Source organism: Streptomyces sp. NBC_01268, from assembly GCF_036240795.1.
Lineage (GTDB): Bacteria > Actinomycetota > Actinomycetes > Streptomycetales > Streptomycetaceae > Streptomyces.
Map to the genome: position 1 here is coordinate 2,237,003 of NZ_CP108454.1, position 17,465 is coordinate 2,254,467.

Sequence of the window (17,465 nt, forward strand, 5' to 3'; positions counted from 1 at the left end):
CAATCGTTCCGCTGGGCGGAACGGGTGGGCAGAACGGACGGCGCCCCTCGCCGGGCCCAGGCTTCCGCGCCTGAACACCCACCCCCGGTGCGCCGCACCAGGGGTGCGGGTCGAGGCACTGGGAGCGGAGGCGCCGCAATGGGCGCCGCCGCGTGTGCCCACCCGTCCCGCCCTGCGGGACGGGTGCCCACACGGAGGTGGGCGGGGAGGGCTACGGCGAGACGGCGGCCGGCGCGGGCGCAGCCGGAAGGGCGGGGTTACGTGTGGATGGTGATGGTGCGCGCGAGGCGCGGGCGCCATCGCATGCCGTTGACCTGGCCGGGCTCGTCGCCGATCACGTACCGGACCCGGCGGCCGTGGACACGGCGGGCGGGTGCGCGGCAGCCGCGCGGCCGGCAGCCCCGGGCCAGCGGGGCGTGGGCGGGAGCGGCGGCGGTGCGGAGCAGGGTACGGCGCGCCGACGGGACCTCTGGCGGGGTCGGCGTGGCGCGTCGGACGGTCATGGCGGAGGTCAGCTCCGGCCGTGGCGCAGGGCCGGGTGGGCGCCGGCGGCGACGAGGTCGGCGACGGCGGCCTTCGGGTCGCGGCCGGTGACCAGCGACTCGCCGACCAGGACCGCGTCGGCCCCGGCGTTGGCGTACGCGATCAGGTCGTGCGGGCCGCGGACGCCGGACTCGGCGATCTTGACGATGGTGTCGGGGATCTCGGGGGCGACGCGCTCGAAGGTGGAGCGGTCGACCTGGAGGGTCTTCAGGTTGCGCGCGTTGACGCCGATGATCCGGGCGCCGGCGTCGACGGCCCGCTCGACCTCCTCCTCGTCGTGGACCTCGACCAGCGGGGTCAGGCCGATGGACTCGGCCCGCTCGATGAGGGAGACCAGGGCCTCCTGCTCCAGGGCGGCGACGATGAGGAGCGCGAGATCCGCTCCGTACGCCCGCGCTTCCCAGAGCTGGTACGCGGTGACGATGAAGTCCTTGCGCAGCACGGGGATGTCGACCCGGGCGCGGACGGCCTCCAGGTCGGCGAGGGAGCCGCCGAAGCGGCGCTGCTCGGTGAGGACGGAGATGACGGCGGCGCCGCCCGCCTCGTAGTCCGCGGCGAGCGCGGCCGGGTCGGCGATGGCGGCGAGGGCGCCCTTGGACGGGCTGGAGCGCTTGACCTCGCAGATCACCTTGACGCTGTCCCCGCGCAGTGCGGCGACGCCGTCCTTGGCCTGCGGCGCCTTGGCGGCGCGCTCCTTGAGCTCGTCGAGGGAGACCCGCGCCTGCCGCTCTGCGAGGTCGGCGCGCACGCCTTCGATGATCTCGTCGAGCACACTCACGCGAGAGGCCCCCTTCCGGGACGGTGACGGTGTTGATGAACGCCGAGGAACAGTGTTCAGCCAAGTCGATGGTATCCGCAGGTGGGCCCCGGACCCGCATCGGTTCGCGACGCGTCCCACCTGCTGGGACTTCAGGGGGCCAGCGCGGAGCCGAACGGAAGGTTCCGCACCAGGGTGAAAACGGCCAGAACGGCCCCGACGCCCCACCAGAGGACCGGGGAGACCGCCAGGCGCATCGGGACGCCCCTGATGGCGCGAACCAGCCAGACGGCCATGACGACCGCGAAGACGCCGTAACCGACGACGGCCAGGGCGTTCGCGCCGAAGGCGGCGCCGAGGTCGCCGTGGACGAAGGCGTGGGCGCTGCGCAGACCGCCGCAGCCGGGGCAGTAGACGCCGGCGAAGCGGAGCAGCGGACAGACGGGGTAGTGGCCGGGTTCGTTGGGGTCGACCGTCCCGACGTACGCGAAGGCCGCGGCGACCCCGGCGAGGGCGCCGAGCGGGGCGAGCAGCCGCCGGGCGAGGGGCTTGGGCGGCACGGCGGGGGCGTACGGGCCGGGCGGCGGCCCCCAGGGGGCCCGCAGGGGTTCGGTCTCGGCTCCCGCCGTCGGCTTCGCGTCCACCCGGTGATTCTCGCCCGTGACGCGCGAGGGCGCAGCCCCGCGTCGCGGGACTGCGCCATCGGAGTGACCCTGGGGCGTCAGGCGCGCGCCCTGATGCTCGCGGTGGCGGTCTCACGGGCGGCGATGACGGCGGCCGACTGCTTCGGCATGCCGAGGCCCGCGACCTTCATCACGCCGCCGACGATGCCGCCGAGGACGATGACGCCGATGCCGCCCCAGAAACCGGGCACGTTGGCGGCCACCATGAAGACTCCGGCGATGCAGAAGCCGATGAAGGAGATGATGACACCGGTCCAGGCGGCCGGGGTGTGTCCGTGGGCGCTGCCCGCCATGAGTTGCTCCTCGTTGGTGTTGCTCGGTGGTGACGCCTCATTCTTCCGCACATGGGGGCGCGGAGATGAATCGGGGTGCCCGAACGATCACGCGTCGCGCTCGCGGTCCGGCCGTCAGTCGCCGTGGGTGGGGTCCTCGCCGCGGTCGAGGGCCTTCCACAGGTCCTCGGGCCGGTCCGGATCGGCCGTCGCGGGACGGCGCGTCGCGCGCGGGGTTCCGGAGCGCTCGTAGCGGCCGCCCATGGCGGGCCAGGCCTTGCCGTAGCACAGGGCGAAGAGCCCGGCGGCCAGGATGAGGACGGCGCCGGCGGCGGTCACGTACGGCCAGACGGTGTGGCTGAGGCCGTCGACGACGGCGGCGGTGTTGCCGCTGATGCGGGCCGCCTCGGCGTCCAGGGCGGCGCTGTCGGAGGCGCCGAGGACGGCGGCGAGGGCCGCGCCCGCGCCACTGAGGGCGAGCAGGGCGGCGACCAGGGTGCGGCCGGTGCGGCGGACCGCGAAGACGGCGACGAGCGCGGCGAGGCCGACGATCGCGAGCGCGGTCGGCACGCCGGTGACGGAACCGCCGTCGGCGTGCACCGGAACGGCGCCGCCGCCGACGGCCGCGGTGCCCTCGGCCCAGATCTGGCCCGCGGAGAGCAGCACGACGGTGGCTCCGAGGGCGCCGAGCAGGAGGGCCGCGGCCAGACTGCGACGGGCGCCGGAGGAGGAGGCGGCGCCGCCCGGGCGGGCGGCTCGGGGCTGGGGTACGGGTACGGCACTCACGTACCCCACTATCCCCTACCGGCTCCCGGTGCGTTCATCCGGTCGTGGTCATCCGGTTGGCCGTGTGGACGGCGCGGAGCACCGCCGCGGCCTTGTTGCGGCACTCGTTGTCCTCGGCGACCGGGTCGGAGTCGGCGACGACACCGGCGCCCGCCTGCACGTACGCGGTTCCGTCGCGCAGCAGCGCGGTGCGGATGGCGATGGCCGTGTCGGAGTCCCCGGCGAAATCGAGATACCCGACACATCCGCCGTACAGGCCGCGCCGGGTGGGTTCGAGCTCCTCGATGATCTGCATCGCGCGGGGCTTGGGCGCGCCGGAGAGGGTGCCGGCCGGGAAGCAGGCGGTGAGCACGTCGAAGGCGGTCTTCCCCTCGGCGACCCGGCCGGTCACGGTGGAGACGATGTGCATGACGTGCGAGTACCGCTCGATCGACATGAAGTCGACGACCTCGACGGAGCCCGGTTCGCAGACCCGGCCGAGGTCGTTGCGGCCGAGGTCGACGAGCATGAGGTGCTCGGCGCGCTCCTTGGGGTCGGCCAGCAGCTCCTCGGCGAGGTCGTGGTCCTCCTGCGGGGTGGCGCCGCGGTGCCGGGTGCCGGCGATGGGGTGGACCATCGCCCGCCCGTCCTCGACCTTGACCAGCGCCTCGGGCGAGGAGCCGACGACGTCGAAGCCGTTCTCGAAGCGGAAGAGGTACATGTACGGGGAGGGGTTGGTGGCCCGCAGGACCCGGTACACGTCCAGGGCGGTGGCGGCGCACGGGGTCTCGAAGCGCTGCGAGGGCACCACCTGGAAGGCCTCTCCGGCCCGGATGCGCTCCTTGATGTCCTCGACGGCGTCCTGGTAGGCCGGGCCGCCCCACAGGGCGGAGAACTCGGGGAGTTCGGAGGCGGGCAGGGCGGCGGGGACGGTGGCGACGGGGCGGGCCAGGTCGGCCTCCATCGCGTCGAGGCGGGCGACGGCGTCCGCGTACGCCTCGTCGACGCCGGTCTCCAGGTCGTTGTGGTTGATCGCGTTGGCGATCAGCAGGACCGTGCCGTCCCAGTGGTCGAGGACGGCGAGGTCGCTGGTGAGCAGCATGGTGAGCTCGGGCAGCCGGAGGTCGTCGCCGCCGTGCTCGCCGATGCGCTCCAGGCGGCGGACGATGTCGTAGCCGAGGTAGCCGACCATGCCGCCGGTGAACGGGGGCATGCCGCCCGCGAGGTCGCGGGGGGTGTGGAGGGTCTCGACGGTCGCCTTCAGGGCGGCGAGCGGATCGCCGTCGACGGGGACGCCGACCGGCGGGGTGCCGAGCCAGTGGGCCTCGCCGTCCTCGACGGTCAGGGTCGCGTCGCTGCGGACCCCGATGAAGGAGTAGCGGGACCAGCTGCGCCCGTTCTCCGCGGATTCGAGGAGGAAGGTGCCGGAGCGTTCGGCGGCCAGCTTGCGGTAGAGCCCGACCGGGGTGTCGCCGTCCGCGAGGAGCCTGCGGCTGACGGGGATGACGCGGCGGTCGGCCGCCAGCTTGCGGAAGTGCTCGAGATCCATGGCGCCAGACCCTACTCGGCCGCGCGGAGGACGTCGGCGTCGAAGCAGGTCCGGGCCCCGGTGTGGCAGGCGGCGCCGACCTGGTCGACCTTGACGAGCAGGGTGTCGGCGTCGCAGTCGAGCGCGACGGACCGGACGTGCTGGACGTGGCCGGAGGTGTCGCCCTTGACCCAGTACTCCTGGCGGCTGCGGGACCAGTAGGTGCAGCGGCCGGTGGTGAGGGTGCGGTGCAGGGCCTCGTCGTCCATCCAGCCCAGCATGAGCACCTCGCCGGTGTCGTACTGCTGGGCGATGGCGGGAATCAGACCGTCCTCGCTCCGCTTGAGGCGGGCGGCGATGGCCGGGTCGAGGTCGCTGGGGGTGCGGGGCGTGCTGCTCATGACGCCATTCTGCCGCGCCGGGCGGGGATGTCCGGCGGTGCGTCCACTGGGCGGACCGGCGGACACCGCCGTACGCTGGCGAGCATGTCGACCCATGCCAAGCGTGAACGCCTTCTGCTCGCCGACCTGTTGGAGGCGGCCGGTCCGGACGCCCCCACGCTCTGCGAGGGGTGGCGGACCCGGGACCTGGCGGCCCATGTGGTGGTGCGCGAGCGCCGCCCGGACGCGGCGGCCGGGTCGGTGGTGCCGGCCCTGAAGGCCAGGATGGAGCGGGTGCAGGCGGAGTTCGCCGAGAAGCCGTACGAGGAGCTGGTCCAGCTCATCCGGACGGGTCCGCCGCGGCTCTCGCCGTTCACGATCAAGCAGGTGGACGAGGGCGCGAACGTGGTGGAGTTCTTCGTCCACGCCGAGGACGTGCGCCGGGCGCAGCCGGAATGGTCGGCGCGCGAACTCGACCCGGTCTTCTCCGACGCGCTGTGGTCGCGCCTGGAGAAGTCCGCCCGCCTGCTCGGCCGCAAGGCCCCGGTCGGCCTGGTGCTGCGCCGCCCGAACGGGCAGACGGCGGTGGCGCACCGGGGCACCCCGGTGGTGACGGTCTCCGGGGAGCCGGGCGAGCTGACGATGTTCCTGTTCGGCCGCCAGGACGTGGCGAAGGTGGCCCTGGAGGGCGACCAGGAGGCGATGGACCGGCTGCACGAGACGAAGCAGCTGGGGATCTGAGGCCGGCGGGCCCGCACGGGAGGCGCCGGGGGTATGGTCGCCGCCCGGCGCCGAGTCCGGTGCGACCCCGTGCCGCCGGGACCCAGGGCCTGTCGTCAGACTCCCGTCGTCGCCCGAAGGGCGGCCCCGCGGCGTCTGGTGCGTGCTCTCGGCGTGCCGGGTGGAAGCCCTCGTACTGGACGTACTCGGACTTTCACCCGGTGCGGCGAGAGCGCGTGCCAGGCGTCGCGGGGCAGGCGGGAGTTCGACGACAGGCCCTAGCGCGGCAGCTCGGCCTTGCGGACCGCCGGGACGAGGAGGCCGTAGATCCCCGAGAGGGCGCAGACGGACGCGCTCACGACGTACACCGGGCCGAGGCCCCACAGGCCGATCGCGGCGCCGGTGAGCGGGTAGCCGAGCGGTGCGAGGCCGAGGGAGCAGAGGCCGGCGACGGCGGTGACACGGCCCAGGTAGGCGGGCTCGCAGTGGGTCTGGACGAGGGCGTTGCACAGCGCCCCGGAGAGTCCGGCGAGCAGGCCGATGGCGAGCGCGACGGCGACGGCGGCGGGCAGGACCGGGGCGTAGGCGAGCGCGCCGATGGCGACGGCGCCCAGGGTCATGGTCCAGCCGCTGACGGCCCCGGCGCGCGGTACGTGCCCCCGTACCGTCAGGAGCAGCGCGGCGGCGCCCGCGCCGGTGCCGAAACCGGCGAGGATCCAGCCGATGCCGGACGCTCCCCAGTCGCGCTGCTCGGCGAGGACGGCGAGGCCGACGTTGAGGGGGCCGACGAAGCCGAGGTCGCTGAGGAGCACGATGACCATGAGCGGGCCGAGGACGCGGTGTCCGCGCAGGTAGCGCAGTCCATCGGCGAGGTCGCTCAGGGCGGTGCCGTCGCGGACCCCCTCGGTGTCGGGGAGCGGGCGCAGCCGCAGCGCGGACAGCAGGGGGATGGAGAGGGCGAAGAGGACTCCGGCGGCCCCGAAGGCGGTGGCCGGGCCGCCGAGGGCGACCGCGAGGCCGCCGAGCGGGGCGCCGAGGACGGCGCCGCAGCGGTACGCGAGGCCGCGCAGGCCCTGGATCCGGGCCAACTGGTCGGTCGGGGCGATCCGGGGCGGCAGGGCGCCGACCGCGGGCAGGAACAGGGCGTCGACGGTGCCGAAGACGAGGGCGACGGCGGCGAGCGCCCACAGGCCGGGCGAGGTGAGGAAGAGCGTCGCGGCGAGGCCGAGGACGACGAGGCAGCGGACGGCATCGGAGCCGATGACGACGCGGCGCGGGCCGAGGCGGTCGGCGACCACTCCCCCGCCGAGCATGAGCAGGGCGCGGGGCACGGCACTGACGGCCATGACGAGTCCGGCCTGGGCGGGGGTGCCGGTGCTGACGACGGTCCAGGACAGGGCGAGGTGGTAGACGCTGTCGCCGAGCGTGGAGGCGGTGTAGGCGCCGACCCAGCGCAGCACGTTCGGGTCGCGGTGGGCGGGGCGCGCGGGGGCGGGGGCCGTGGCCGTAGCGGTGGCGGTGGCGGTGGCGGTGGCGGTGGCGGTGGACATCGGCTCAGCCCCGGTACGGGAAGCCGAAGAGGTGGACGGCGACGTTCTCGCGCCCCTCGGTGTCGCCCGCCGCCTCGGCGGCGCGGGCCCGCTCGTCGTACTTCCTGACGAGCTCGTCGAGCTCCGCGCCGAGCCCGGCGAGTTCGTCGGCGGTGAGCCGGGGCAGCCACTCCGAGCTCATGGCGGCGGTCCGCCAGGCCTCGGACCAGGTGTGCCGTTCGTCGAGGAAGCGGCTGTGCATCTCGGTGCGCTGCGCGTTGACCGTGCGGCCGAACGCGGTGCTCGCGGCGGCGAGTTCGGGGGCTCCCTGGAGGTCCTGCTCGTGGATGCTGAAGCCGTAGGAGCTGGGCTGCCACCAGCGCTCGCGGCCGTCGGAGGACTGGCTCTCGGCCTCCTCGATGAGGCCGTGGTCGGCCAGCTTGCGCAGGTGGTAGCTGACGAGGGAGACGGCCTCGTCGACCTGGTCGGCCAGCTGCGAGGCGGTGGCGGTGCGGGCGACGAAGAGGGCGCGGTAGAGGCGCATCCGCAGCGGGTGGGAGATGGCTTTGAGGGTGCCGAGATCGGTGATCCGGCGGTTCTCCGACGAGGTCATGTCAGAAACTCTAGATAGGAAAGAAAACTTGCGCAATGGATGTTGCGCAAATAATCCTGTGCATCGGGGCAAGGGGAAGCCCCCGGATCCGAGGGGTCCGGGGGCTTCTTTGAGGGGTCGGACGGCCGAGCGGCCGGAAGACTCAGCGGACCTGTCGGCCCGCCTCCTTCAGCGCCTGCTTGACCTCGCCGATCCGCAGATCGCCGAAGTGGAAGACCGAGGCCGCGAGCACCGCGTCCGCGCCCGCCGCGACGGCCGGCGGGAAGTCGGACAGCTTGCCGGCGCCGCCGGAGGCGATCACCGGCACGGTCACGTGCTTGCGCACCGCCGCGATCATCTCGGTGTCGTAGCCGTCCTTCGTGCCGTCCGCGTCCATCGAGTTGAGCAGGATCTCGCCCGCGCCCAGCTCGGCGGCCCGGTGCGCCCACTCGACGGCGTCGATGCCGGTGCCCCGGCGGCCGCCGTGCGTGGTGACCTCGAAGGAGCCCGTCTCGGTGCGGCGGGCGTCGACCGACAGGACGAGGACCTGGCGGCCGAACCGCTCGGCGATCTCGCGGATCAGCTCGGGGCGGGCGATGGCGGCCGTGTTGACGCCCACCTTGTCCGCGCCGGCCCGCAGCAGCTTGTCGACGTCCTCGGCGGAGCGGACCCCGCCGCCGACGGTCAGCGGGATGAAGACCTGCTCGGCGGTGCGGCGCACCACGTCGTAGGTGGTCTCCCGGTTGCCCGAGGAGGCGGTGATGTCGAGGAAGGTGAGCTCGTCGGCGCCCTCGGCGTCGTACAGCTTGGCCATCTCGACGGGGTCGCCCGCGTCCCGCAGGTTCCGGAAGTTGACGCCCTTGACGACCCGGCCGTTGTCCACGTCCAGGCAGGGGATCACGCGTACGGCGAGGCTCATGCGGCGCCCCCCTCGGTGGCACCCGGGCGGTACGCCTCGACCTCGACCTCGACGACCAGACGCGGGTCGACGAAGCCGGAGACGATGATCATGGACGCGGCGGGGCGGACGGCGTCGAAGAGCTCCTTGTGGGCCCGGCCGACCTCGTCGACGTCCCGCGCGTGCGTGAGGTACATGCGGGTGCGGACCACGTGCTCGGCGTTCAGATCCAGCTGCTTCAGGGCGTCGAAGGCGACGTTGAAGGAGTTGACGGTCTGCTCGTACGGGCCGCCGTCGGCGATCGCGCCGCCCACCACGGAGGTGCAGCCGGAGACCAGCACCGTCCCGTTCGGCAGCTCCACCGCGCGGGAGTAGCCGAACTGCTCCTCCCAGGGGGCGCCGGTCACGATCTTGCGCACGGAGTCGCTCATACGGCCACCGCCTGAAGGGCCTCTTCCAGGGTGAAGGCCTTCGCGTACAGCGCCTTGCCGACGATCGCGCCCTCGACGCCCAGCGGGACCAGGGCGGACAGGGCCCGCAGGTCGTCCAGGGAGGAGACGCCGCCGGAGGCGACGACCGGCTTGTCGGTGGCCGCGCAGACGTTCCGCAGGAGCTCCAGGTTGGGGCCCTCCAGGGTGCCGTCCTTGGCGATGTCGGTGACCACGTAACGGGCGCAGCCCTCGGAGTCGAGGCGGGCCAGCGTCTCGTACAGGTCGCCGCCGTCGCGGGTCCAGCCCCGGCCGCGCAGGGTCGTGCCGCGCACGTCCAGACCGACGGCGATCTTGTCGCCGTGCTCGGCGATGACCTTGGCGACCCACTCGGGCGTCTCCAGGGCGGCGGTGCCCAGGTTGACGCGGGTGCAGCCGGTGGCGAGCGCCGCGGCCAGCGAGGCGTCGTCGCGGATGCCGCCGGAGAGCTCGACCCGGAGGTTCAACTCCGCCATGGACTCGGCGACCTCGCGGACCAGCTGCCGGTTGTCGCCGGTGCCGAAGGCGGCGTCCAGGTCGACGAGGTGCAGCCACTCGGCGCCGGAGCGCTGCCACGCGAGGGCGGCCTCCAGGGGCGAGCCGTAGGAGGTCTCCGTGCCGGACTCGCCGTGCACGAGGCGGACGGCCTGGCCGTCGCGGACGTCGACGGCGGGGAGGAGTTCGAGCGCGCTGGTCACAGGGTTCCGATCCAGTTGGTGAGGAGCTGGGCGCCGGCGTCGCCGGACTTCTCGGGGTGGAACTGGGTCGCCCACAGGGCCCCGTTCTCCACCGCGGAGACGAACGGCTCGCCGTGGGTGGACCAGGTCACCTTGGGGGCACGGATGTGGGGGTTGCCGATCTCCAGCTCCCACGTGCGCACCCCGTAGGAGTGCACGAAGTAGTAGCGGGTGTCGGCGTCGAGGCCGGCGAACAGCTCGCTGCCCTCGGGCGCGTCGACCGTGTTCCAGCCCATGTGGGGCACGACCGGCGCGTCCAGCGGCTCGACCGAACCGGGCCACTCGTCGAGCCCCTCGGTCTCCACGCCGTGCTCGATGCCGCGGGCGAAGAGGATCTGCATGCCGACGCAGATGCCCATGACCGGGCGTCCGCCGGAGAGCCGGCGGCCGATGATCCAGTCACCGCGGGCCTCCTTGAGGCCCTCCATGCAGGCGGAGAAGGCACCGACGCCGGGGACGAGCAGGCCGTCGGCGTTCATGGCGCGCTCGTAGTCGCGGGTGATCTCGACCTCGGCTCCGACCCGGGCGAGAGCGCGCTCGGCGGAGCGGACGTTGCCGAAGCCGTAGTCGAAGACGACGACCTTCTTGGGGCTGCCGCCGCTCATGACCACACGTCCAGCCGCAGCACACCGGCCGCCAGGCACATGGCGGCGCCGATGGAGAGCAGCACGATGAGGCCCGCGGGCATCTTCTGCTTGGCGAAGGAGTAGATGCCGCCGAGCAGGAAGAGCCCGACGACGATCAGGATGGTGGAGAGGCCGTTCACGTTTACAGCGCGCCCTTCGTGGAGGGGAGGATTCCGGCGGCGCGGACGTCGCGCTCCGAGGCGTAGCGCAGGGCGCGGGCGAGCGCCTTGAACTGGCACTCGACGATGTGGTGGGCGTTGCGCCCGTACGGCACGTGGACGTGCAGGGCGATCTGCGCCTGCGCGACGAAGGACTCCAGGATGTGCCGGGTCATCGTCGTGTCGTAGGAGCCGATCATCGGCGCCATGTTCTCGGGCTCGGTGTGCACCAGGTAGGGGCGGCCGGAGAGGTCGACGGTGACCTGGGCGAGCGACTCGTCCAGCGGGACGGTGCAGTTGCCGAAGCGGTAGATGCCGACCTTGTCGCCGAGGGCCTGCTTGAAGGCGGCGCCCAGGGCGAGGGCGGTGTCCTCGATCGTGTGGTGCGAGTCGATGTGGAGGTCGCCGTCGGTCTTCACGGTCAGGTCGAACAGACCGTGCCGGCCGAGCTGGTCGAGCATGTGGTCGTAGAACCCGACCCCGGTCGACACGTCGACCTTTCCGGTGCCGTCGAGGTCGATCTCGACGACGACGGACGTCTCCTTGGTGGTGCGCTCAACGCGGCCTACGCGGCTCATGCGTCCTGCTCCTTCTTCAACTCACGAACCGCGTCGAGGAACGCGTCGTTCTCTTCGGGGGTGCCCGCGGAGACCCGCAGCCAGCCCGCCACACCGTTGTCCCGGACCAGGACGCCCCGATCGAGGATCTTCTGCCAGGCCGCGTGGGAGCCCTCCGCTCCGTCGAAGCGGCCGAACTGGACGAAGTTGGCGTCGGACTCGGTGACCTCGTAGCCGATGGCCCGCAGCTCGCTGACGAGGCGGTCGCGCTCGGCCTTGAGCTGCTCGACGTACCCGAGGAGGGTGTCGGTGTGCTCCAGGGCGGCCAGCGCGGTGGCCTGGGTGACGGCCGACAGGTGGTACGGCAGGCGCACCAGCTGGACGGCGTCGACCACGGCGGGGTGGGCGGCGAGGTAGCCCAGGCGCAGTCCGGCGGCGCCGAAGGCCTTGGACATGGTCCGGGAGACCACCAGGTTCGGGCGGCCCTCGATGAGGGGAAGCACCGAGTCGCGGTGGCTGAACTCCACGTACGCCTCGTCGACGACCACCAGGGAGGGCTTGGCGGCCTGGGCGGCCTCGTACAGCGCGAGGACGGTCCCGGCGTCGACCGTCGTCCCCGTGGGGTTGTTGGGCGAGGTGATGAAGACGACGTCCGGCGCGTTCTCCGCGATGGCCCGCTCGGCCGCCGCGAGGTCGATGCTGAAGTCCTCGTTGCGGGGGCCGGAGATCCAGTGGGTGCCGGTGCCGCGGGCGATCAGGGCGTGCATCGAGTACGAGGGCTCGAAGCCGATCGCGGTGCGGCCGGGCCCGCCGAAGGTCTGCAGCAGCTGCTGGAGCACCTCGTTGGAGCCGTTGGCGGCCCACACGTTGCCCATGGCGACCGGGTGCTTGGCGGTACGGGTGAGGTAGCGGGCGAGCTCGGTGCGCAGCTCGACCGCGTCCCGGTCGGGGTAGCGGTTGAGGCCGCGGGCGGCCTCGGCGACCCGCTCCGCGATCCGGGCCACCAGGGGCTCGGGCAGCGGGTACGGGTTCTCGTTGGTGTTCAGCTGGACCGGCACGTCGAGCTGGGGCGCGCCGTAGGGCGACTTGCCCTTCAGCTCGTCGCGGATCGGCAGGTCGTCGATGCCGAGGGTGTCGTTGCTGTCGCTGGTGTCGCTCACTTGCTCTCGGGCACCTTCCATCCGAAGCGTGCCTTGATGGCGGCGCCGTGTGCGGGCAGGTCCTCCGCCTCGGCGAGGGTCACCACGTGGTGGGCGACCTCGGCGAGCGCGTCGCGCGTGTAGTCCACGATGTGCACGCCGCGCAGGAAGGACTGCACGGACAGGCCCGAGGAGTGGCAGGCGCAGCCGCCGGTGGGCAGGACGTGGTTGGAGCCGGCGCAGTAGTCGCCGAGGGAGACCGGGGCCCAGGGGCCGACGAAGATCGCGCCCGCGTTGCGGACCCGGTCGGCGACGGCGGCGGCGTCGGCGGTCTGGATCTCCAGGTGCTCCGCGCCGTAGGCGTCGACGACCCGCAGGCCCTCGGCCAGGCCGTCGACCAGGACGATCGCGGACTGGCGGCCGGCGAGCGCCGGGACGATCCGGTCGTCGACGTGCTTGGAGGCGGCGACCTGGGTCTTGAGCTCGGCCTCGACGGCCTCGGCGAGCTCCTCGGAGGCGGTGACGAGGACCGAGGCGGCCATCGGGTCGTGCTCGGCCTGGCTGATCAGGTCGGCGGCGACGTGCACCGGGTCGGCGGTGGAGTCCGCGAGGACCGCGATCTCGGTGGGACCGGCCTCGGCGTCGATGCCGATCCGGCCCTTGAGCAGGCGTTTGGCGGCGGCGACGTAGATGTTGCCGGGGCCGGTGACCAGGTTGACGGGGGCGCAGCCGGGCGTGCCGGCGGCACCTTCGGGGCCTTCGGTGCCGTACGCGAACATGGCGACCGCCTGGGCGCCGCCCGCGGCGTAGACCTCGTCGACGCCGAGCAGGGCGCAGGCGGCGAGGATGGTCGGGTGCGGCAGGCCGCCGAACTCCTTCTGCGGCGGCGAGGACACGGCGATGCCCTCGACACCGGCCTCCTGGGCCGGGACGACGTTCATCACGACGGACGAGGGGTACACCGACCGCCCGCCCGGCACGTAGAGGCCGACGCGCTCGACGGGGATCCATTTCTCGGTGACCGTGCCGCCGGGCACGACCTGGGTGGTGTGGGTGGTGCGGCGCTGCTCGCGGTGGACCAGGCGGGCGCGGCGGATGGACTCTTCCAGGGCGGCGCGGACGGCCGGGTCGAGCTCGTCGAGGGCGCGGGTGAGCGCCTCGGCGGGCACGCGCAGGCTCTCGACGCGGACGCCGTCGAACTTCTCCCCGTAGTCGATCACCGCTGCGGCGCCATGATGCCGGACGTCCTCGCAGATCGGCCGCACCTTCTCCAGGGCGGCTTCCACGTCGAACTCGGCACGGGGCAGCAGGTCGCGCAGGGCGGCACCCTCGGGGAGGGACGCGCCACGCAGATCGATTCGAGAGATCACGGGTCAATTCTCGCAGACGCCCCAGAGCCCCGGACGCCCGTATCACTGGCTGATACGGGCCACTCTGGCGTCTTGTCGCCACTCCTGACCGTTAGCGTTCAGTCCGTCACTCAGCGGGAAGAACGGCTGTACGAATCCGGGGAAGTGAAGCGGAGTCGTGGAAAGCGAGGGGGCGGCAGTGACCGAGCCGCGCGTGGACGACGGAGTGCCGGAGGGCCTGACCGGCCCGGAGCGGTTCATGTGGAGGGCGTTCCGGATCGGCAAGGCGTGTGATCTCAGGGAGGGGGTCGCGGAGCGGGACGACCCGTTCGACCGGCAGGTGGTGTGGGGCGAGGAGCGCAGCGTGCGGGCCGAGGTGGTGGCGCTGCTGCTGCTCGACGGACCGCCGGCCCGGTCCGGGCGCGTCGCGGCGCTCAAACTGCGCGGGGCGCGGATCACGGGGGTGCTCAACCTGGCGGGCGGCACGATAGGGCCGTACGTGGAGATGAACGGCTGCCGCTTCGACGGCGAGGTGGTGCTGCCGGAGGCCCACTTCGGGACGCTGCGGATGGTCGAGTGCGCGATACCCCGGCTGGAGGCGGCGCGCCTGCACACGGCGGGCGACCTGCACCTGCCGCGCTGCCGGGTCGAGCGGGGCATCCGTCTGACGGACGCCCAGATCGGCACGGACCTGCTGATCAACCAGATCCGGGTGTGGCCGGACCGACGGGGCCGGGCCATCACCGCGGACGGCCTGGTGGTCGCCCAGGACCTGCAGGCCGAGCTGATCGAGACGTACGGGGAGCTGAGCCTGCGCGGGGCGAAGGTCGGCGTGTCGCTGAGCCTGCGGGGCAGCGTGCTGCGCGGCGCCCAGCAGCGCCGCGCGCTGAACGCGCCGCAGCTGACGGTCGAGCGCACGCTCTATCTGAACGCGGCCTGGGTGTACGACTCCTCGGGCGACGCGACGGCCACCCCGCCGTACGGGGTGACCCCCTCGCAGGGCGCCCGACGCAAGCCCGTCGAGTGCCACGGCGGGGTCCGGCTGGACGACGGGCGCTTCGGCGACTCGGTGGACCTGCACTACGCCCGCTTCCTGCTGGACGGCTCGCGACGCGAGGAGCTGTCGCTGCGCCGGATCGTCACGCCCGAGCTGCGCTTCAACGGCGAGCGCCCCGAGGAGGGCCGGGTGGTGCTCAACGGGGCGAAGGTGGTGACGCTCATCGACCTGTCCACCAGCTGGCCGGGTCCGGGCGGCCTCGCGCTGAGCGGCTTCGTCTACGAGAACCTGGTGCCGTACGGACACTTCCCGCTGAGCCGACGCCTGGAGTGGGTCGCGGCGGCCACCCCGGAGTACGCGCCGGAGCCGTACGAGCGGCTGGCCACGGTGCTGCGCAACAGCGGGGAGGACGCCGACGCGCGGGTGGTGCTCCTCGCCAAGCAGCGCCGCCGCCGGGAGACGCTGCCGGTCGCCGGGAAGCTGTGGGGGTACGTCCAGGACCTGGCGGTGGCCTACGGCTACCGCCCGGGGCGGGCCGCGCTGTGGATGGCGGTGCTGTGGGCGGCGGGGGCCTACGCCTTCGCGCACTACGACCCGGTGGCGCTCAAACCGGGCGAGGCCCCGAAGTGGAGCGCCACCCTCTACGCCCTCGACGTGCTGCTCCCGGTGATCGACCTGGGCCAGGCCGGCTACTGGCGCATGGAGGGCTTCTGGCAGTGGGCGTCGACGGTGCTGATCCTGCTCGGCTGGGTGCTGGCGACGACGGTGGCGGCGGGGGCCTCGCGGCTGCTGAGACGGGGGTAGCCGGGCGGGAACCGTGAGGATCAGGGGGCCGGACGAGCACCACACCGCCCCTTTCTTTACGCTGTCTTGACCCTCGCCAGGACAACCTTCCGGCCGCCACCAAGTCTTCACAGTCCCCCACTGGCGCGGCCCTCACCTGCGGTTTTCAATGATTCGCACCATGTCACTGCTCCGCGCCCTGATCGGCACCGCCCGCATGGTCCGGCACACCCCGCGCCTCGCCGCCGGGCTCCCGCCGGACGACGACGTGCTGCTCGACGTGCCGGACGCGAGACTGGCGCCGGCCCTGGTCGCCGCCGCCCAGGCCGACCCGGAACCGGCCGCCAAGCTGCTCGCCACCACCCGCGACGCCGCCGACTGGGAGGACCGCGACCGCTACGTCACCCGGCTGAGCACCTTCGCGCACCACCGGGACGAGTGGCTGCGGCACTGGCTCTCGTGCGCCCCGCGCGACCCGGACGCCCTGCTCGTCAAGGCGCAGCTCGCGGTGCGCAGGGCCTGGGAGTCGCCGGCCAGGGCCGAGCGGCTGCGCGAGCTCGGGCCGCTGATCGACGCGGCGACCGAGGCCGCGCCCCGTGACCCGGTGCCGTGGCGGCTCGCGCTGGACCACGCGCGCGGCACCCACGCCCGGCACACCGACTTCGAGGCGCTGTGGGAGCAGGCCGTGCGCCGCGCCCCGCACCACTACGGCTGTCATGTGGCCGCCCTCAAATACCTGTCGGCGCAGTGGTACGGCTCGCACCGCGAGTGCTTCGACTTCGCCGAGCAGGCCGCCGAGGACGCGCTGCCCGGCTCGCTGGTCCAGGCCCTGCCGGTGCGGGCGGCCTTCGCGCAGCTGCTCGCGGGGCCGGGCCACGGGGTGGCGGGCGACCGGGTCGACGCGGCGGCCGACCGGGCACTGGCCCTGTCGGCGGAGTACCCGGCGGGCGACCTGTGGCCGGCGGAGGTGCGCAATCTCCTGGTGCACGTCCTGGTGGGGCGGTCCCGTTGGGACGACGCCCTGACGGAGTTCGGGCGGATCGGGACCCGGGCGACCTCCTTCCCCTGGACGCTGCTCGCCGAGGACCCGCTGCGGGCCTTCCTGGAGGCCCGGACGACGGCCGTCCGCGAGGTGGCCCGCCGCACGCGGCTGCGCGCGGGGCACCTCGATCAGGTGCCTGTTCCGGACCAGGAGGACCGGGCCGGTGGTGACGGCCCGGACGGCCATTACGCTTGACCGCTGTGACCACCGCTCGCCTGCCCCTGTTCCCGCTCAACGCCGTGCTGTTCCCGGGCCTCGTGTTGCCGCTGAACGTCTTCGAGCAGCGCTATCGCGCCATGATGCGCGAACTGCTCAAGACCGACGAGTCCGAGCCGCGGCGCTTCGCGGTCGTGGCGATCCGGGACGGCCGGGAGGTCGCGCCGACGGCGCCCGGCCTGCCGGACCAGACGGCGCTGCCCGAGAAGGGCCCCACGGCCGGCTTCGGCCCGGACCCGATCCAGGCCTTCCACCGGGTCGGCTGCATCGCCGACGCGGCCCAGATCCGGGAGCGCCCGGACGGCGGCTTCGAGGTGATGGCCACCGGCACGACCCGGGTGAAGCTGCTCTCGGTCGACGCCGACGGCCCGTTCCTGACGGCGGAGCTGGAGGAGATCCCCGAAGAGCAGGGCGACGAGGCGGGCACCCTGGCCGAGGGGGTGCTGCGCGCCTTCCGCACCTACCAGAAGCGGCTGGCCGGGGCGCGCGAGCGGTCCCTGACGACCAGTGAGCTGCCGGACGACCCCTCGGTGGTGTCGTACCTGGTGGCGGCGGCCGCCGTCCTGGACACCCCGGCCAAGCAGCGGCTGCTGCAGGCGCCGGACACGGCGACCCGGCTGCGCGAGGAGCTGTCGCTGCTGCGCGCGGAGACGGCGGTCCTGCGCCATCTGCCGTCGCTGCCGGCGGTGGACCTGACCCGCGCGCCGACCAGCCAGAACTGACCTCT

General features: G+C 73.4%; 21 protein-coding genes. 4 read left to right on the forward strand and 17 right to left on the reverse strand.

Features of this window, described 5'->3' with window-relative positions; genetic code table 11:
* Positions 1 to 257 precede the first annotated feature (257 nt).
* The 7 genes from trpM to hisI form a co-directional block, all read right to left on the reverse strand.
* Positions 258 to 503, reverse strand: coding sequence for a tryptophan biosynthesis modulator TrpM (gene trpM, locus OG309_RS09750; RefSeq protein ID WP_329419795.1), 246 nt, complete (start codon positions 501 to 503; stop codon positions 258 to 260).
* An 8-nt stretch (positions 504 to 511) separates the two neighbouring features.
* Positions 512 to 1,321, reverse strand: a complete 810-nt coding sequence (gene trpC / locus OG309_RS09755) for an indole-3-glycerol phosphate synthase TrpC (RefSeq protein ID WP_329419797.1) — start codon at positions 1,319 to 1,321, stop codon at positions 512 to 514.
* A gap of 131 nt (positions 1,322 to 1,452) precedes the next feature.
* Positions 1,453 to 1,905 (reverse strand): DUF2752 domain-containing protein, encoded by a 453-nt coding sequence (locus OG309_RS09760; protein WP_443067629.1) that lies wholly within the window; start codon positions 1,903 to 1,905, stop codon positions 1,453 to 1,455.
* 116 nt (positions 1,906 to 2,021) lie between these two features.
* Positions 2,022 to 2,276 carry an HGxxPAAW family protein gene (locus tag OG309_RS09765; protein WP_329419798.1) on the reverse strand — a complete coding sequence of 85 codons (255 nt, stop codon included), beginning with the start codon at positions 2,274 to 2,276 and terminating at the stop codon, positions 2,022 to 2,024.
* Positions 2,277 to 2,390: 114 nt separating this feature from the next.
* Positions 2,391 to 3,050 (reverse strand): TIGR02234 family membrane protein, encoded by a 660-nt coding sequence (locus tag OG309_RS09770; protein WP_329419799.1) that lies wholly within the window; start codon positions 3,048 to 3,050, stop codon positions 2,391 to 2,393.
* 25 nt (positions 3,051 to 3,075) lie between these two features.
* On the reverse strand, positions 3,076 to 4,569 hold the full coding sequence (locus OG309_RS09775) for an anthranilate synthase component I (protein WP_329419801.1): 1,494 nt from the start codon (positions 4,567 to 4,569) through the stop codon (positions 3,076 to 3,078).
* Between the two features lie 11 nt (positions 4,570 to 4,580).
* Positions 4,581 to 4,949, reverse strand: a complete 369-nt coding sequence (hisI, locus tag OG309_RS09780) for a phosphoribosyl-AMP cyclohydrolase (RefSeq protein WP_329419802.1) — start codon at positions 4,947 to 4,949, stop codon at positions 4,581 to 4,583.
* 84 nt (positions 4,950 to 5,033) lie between these two features.
* On the opposite strand from hisI, the gene OG309_RS09785 reads away from it, so the two are divergent.
* Complete coding sequence (locus tag OG309_RS09785; protein ID WP_329419803.1) at positions 5,034 to 5,669, forward strand: TIGR03085 family metal-binding protein; 636 nt, start codon at positions 5,034 to 5,036, stop codon at positions 5,667 to 5,669.
* Between the two features lie 257 nt (positions 5,670 to 5,926).
* On the opposite strand, the gene OG309_RS09790 is transcribed toward OG309_RS09785, so the two are convergent.
* The 10 genes from OG309_RS09790 to hisD form a co-directional block, all read right to left on the reverse strand.
* Positions 5,927 to 7,198 (reverse strand): MFS transporter, encoded by a 1,272-nt coding sequence (locus OG309_RS09790; protein WP_329419804.1) that lies wholly within the window; start codon positions 7,196 to 7,198, stop codon positions 5,927 to 5,929.
* Positions 7,199 to 7,202: 4 nt separating this feature from the next.
* Positions 7,203 to 7,790 carry an ArsR/SmtB family transcription factor gene (locus OG309_RS09795; RefSeq protein ID WP_329419805.1) on the reverse strand — a complete coding sequence of 196 codons (588 nt, stop codon included), beginning with the start codon at positions 7,788 to 7,790 and terminating at the stop codon, positions 7,203 to 7,205.
* Between the two features lie 142 nt (positions 7,791 to 7,932).
* Entirely contained in the window at positions 7,933 to 8,688 is a 756-nt protein-coding gene (gene hisF / locus OG309_RS09800; RefSeq protein ID WP_329419807.1) for an imidazole glycerol phosphate synthase subunit HisF, read from the reverse strand.
* On the reverse strand, positions 8,685 to 9,098 hold the full coding sequence (locus tag OG309_RS09805) for a RidA family protein (RefSeq protein ID WP_329419808.1): 414 nt from the start codon (positions 9,096 to 9,098) through the stop codon (positions 8,685 to 8,687). Before OG309_RS09805 ends, hisF begins: the two co-directional genes overlap by 4 nt.
* Positions 9,095 to 9,832 (reverse strand): bifunctional 1-(5-phosphoribosyl)-5-((5-phosphoribosylamino)methylideneamino)imidazole-4-carboxamide isomerase/phosphoribosylanthranilate isomerase PriA, encoded by a 738-nt coding sequence (gene priA / locus OG309_RS09810; RefSeq protein ID WP_329419809.1) that lies wholly within the window; start codon positions 9,830 to 9,832, stop codon positions 9,095 to 9,097. Before priA ends, OG309_RS09805 begins: the two co-directional genes overlap by 4 nt.
* Positions 9,829 to 10,476: an imidazole glycerol phosphate synthase subunit HisH gene (hisH, locus tag OG309_RS09815; RefSeq protein WP_329419811.1), complete on the reverse strand. Its 648-nt coding sequence runs from the start codon at positions 10,474 to 10,476 to the stop codon at positions 9,829 to 9,831. The genes priA and hisH overlap by 4 nt, the downstream gene beginning before the upstream one ends.
* Positions 10,473 to 10,637 (reverse strand): hypothetical protein, encoded by a 165-nt coding sequence (locus OG309_RS09820; protein ID WP_329419812.1) that lies wholly within the window; start codon positions 10,635 to 10,637, stop codon positions 10,473 to 10,475. The genes hisH and OG309_RS09820 overlap by 4 nt, the downstream gene beginning before the upstream one ends.
* Before the next feature lie 2 nt (positions 10,638 to 10,639).
* Complete coding sequence (gene hisB / locus OG309_RS09825; protein ID WP_030211590.1) at positions 10,640 to 11,233, reverse strand: imidazoleglycerol-phosphate dehydratase HisB; 594 nt, start codon at positions 11,231 to 11,233, stop codon at positions 10,640 to 10,642.
* Complete coding sequence (locus OG309_RS09830; protein ID WP_329419814.1) at positions 11,230 to 12,372, reverse strand: histidinol-phosphate transaminase; 1,143 nt, start codon at positions 12,370 to 12,372, stop codon at positions 11,230 to 11,232. Before OG309_RS09830 ends, hisB begins: the two co-directional genes overlap by 4 nt.
* Positions 12,369 to 13,721 (reverse strand): histidinol dehydrogenase, encoded by a 1,353-nt coding sequence (gene hisD, locus OG309_RS09835; protein WP_329419815.1) that lies wholly within the window; start codon positions 13,719 to 13,721, stop codon positions 12,369 to 12,371. Before hisD ends, OG309_RS09830 begins: the two co-directional genes overlap by 4 nt.
* Before the next feature lie 178 nt (positions 13,722 to 13,899).
* Here hisD and OG309_RS09840 point away from each other — a divergent pair, with 178 nt between their 5' ends.
* The 3 genes from OG309_RS09840 to OG309_RS09850 all read left to right on the forward strand — a co-directional run bounded on the left by OG309_RS09840 (position 13,900) and on the right by OG309_RS09850 (position 17,460).
* A complete protein-coding gene (locus OG309_RS09840; RefSeq protein WP_329419816.1) occupies positions 13,900 to 15,501 on the forward strand; it encodes an oxidoreductase in 1,602 nt (533 codons plus the stop codon).
* Between the two features lie 148 nt (positions 15,502 to 15,649).
* Positions 15,650 to 16,717: a hypothetical protein gene (locus tag OG309_RS09845; RefSeq protein ID WP_329419817.1), complete on the forward strand. Its 1,068-nt coding sequence runs from the start codon at positions 15,650 to 15,652 to the stop codon at positions 16,715 to 16,717.
* 5 nt (positions 16,718 to 16,722) lie between these two features.
* On the forward strand, positions 16,723 to 17,460 hold the full coding sequence (locus tag OG309_RS09850) for an LON peptidase substrate-binding domain-containing protein (protein ID WP_329419819.1): 738 nt from the start codon (positions 16,723 to 16,725) through the stop codon (positions 17,458 to 17,460).
* Positions 17,461 to 17,465 lie beyond the last annotated feature (5 nt).

What these genes read in the sequence shown, in the direction of transcription:
- OG309_RS09765 (WP_329419798.1), bottom strand. Translation starts at nt 2,276, where the DNA reads ATGGCGGGCAGCGCCCACGGACACACCCCGGCCGCCTGGACCGGTGTC.
- OG309_RS09845 (WP_329419817.1), top strand. Translation starts at nt 15,650, where the DNA reads ATGATTCGCACCATGTCACTGCTCCGCGCCCTGATCGGCACCGCCCGC.
- OG309_RS09805 (WP_329419808.1), bottom strand. Translation starts at nt 9,098, where the DNA reads ATGAGCGACTCCGTGCGCAAGATCGTGACCGGCGCCCCCTGGGAGGAG.
- OG309_RS09790 (WP_329419804.1), bottom strand. Translation starts at nt 7,198, where the DNA reads ATGTCCACCGCCACCGCCACCGCCACCGCCACCGCCACCGCTACGGCC.
- hisI (WP_329419802.1), bottom strand. Translation starts at nt 4,949, where the DNA reads ATGAGCAGCACGCCCCGCACCCCCAGCGACCTCGACCCGGCCATCGCC.
- trpM (WP_329419795.1), bottom strand. Translation starts at nt 503, where the DNA reads ATGACCGTCCGACGCGCCACGCCGACCCCGCCAGAGGTCCCGTCGGCG.
- OG309_RS09785 (WP_329419803.1), top strand. Translation starts at nt 5,034, where the DNA reads ATGTCGACCCATGCCAAGCGTGAACGCCTTCTGCTCGCCGACCTGTTG.
- OG309_RS09775 (WP_329419801.1), bottom strand. Translation starts at nt 4,569, where the DNA reads ATGGATCTCGAGCACTTCCGCAAGCTGGCGGCCGACCGCCGCGTCATC.
- hisF (WP_329419807.1), bottom strand. Translation starts at nt 8,688, where the DNA reads ATGAGCCTCGCCGTACGCGTGATCCCCTGCCTGGACGTGGACAACGGC.
- hisH (WP_329419811.1), bottom strand. Translation starts at nt 10,476, where the DNA reads ATGAGCGGCGGCAGCCCCAAGAAGGTCGTCGTCTTCGACTACGGCTTC.
- OG309_RS09795 (WP_329419805.1), bottom strand. Translation starts at nt 7,790, where the DNA reads ATGACCTCGTCGGAGAACCGCCGGATCACCGATCTCGGCACCCTCAAA.
- hisB (WP_030211590.1), bottom strand. Translation starts at nt 11,233, where the DNA reads ATGAGCCGCGTAGGCCGCGTTGAGCGCACCACCAAGGAGACGTCCGTC.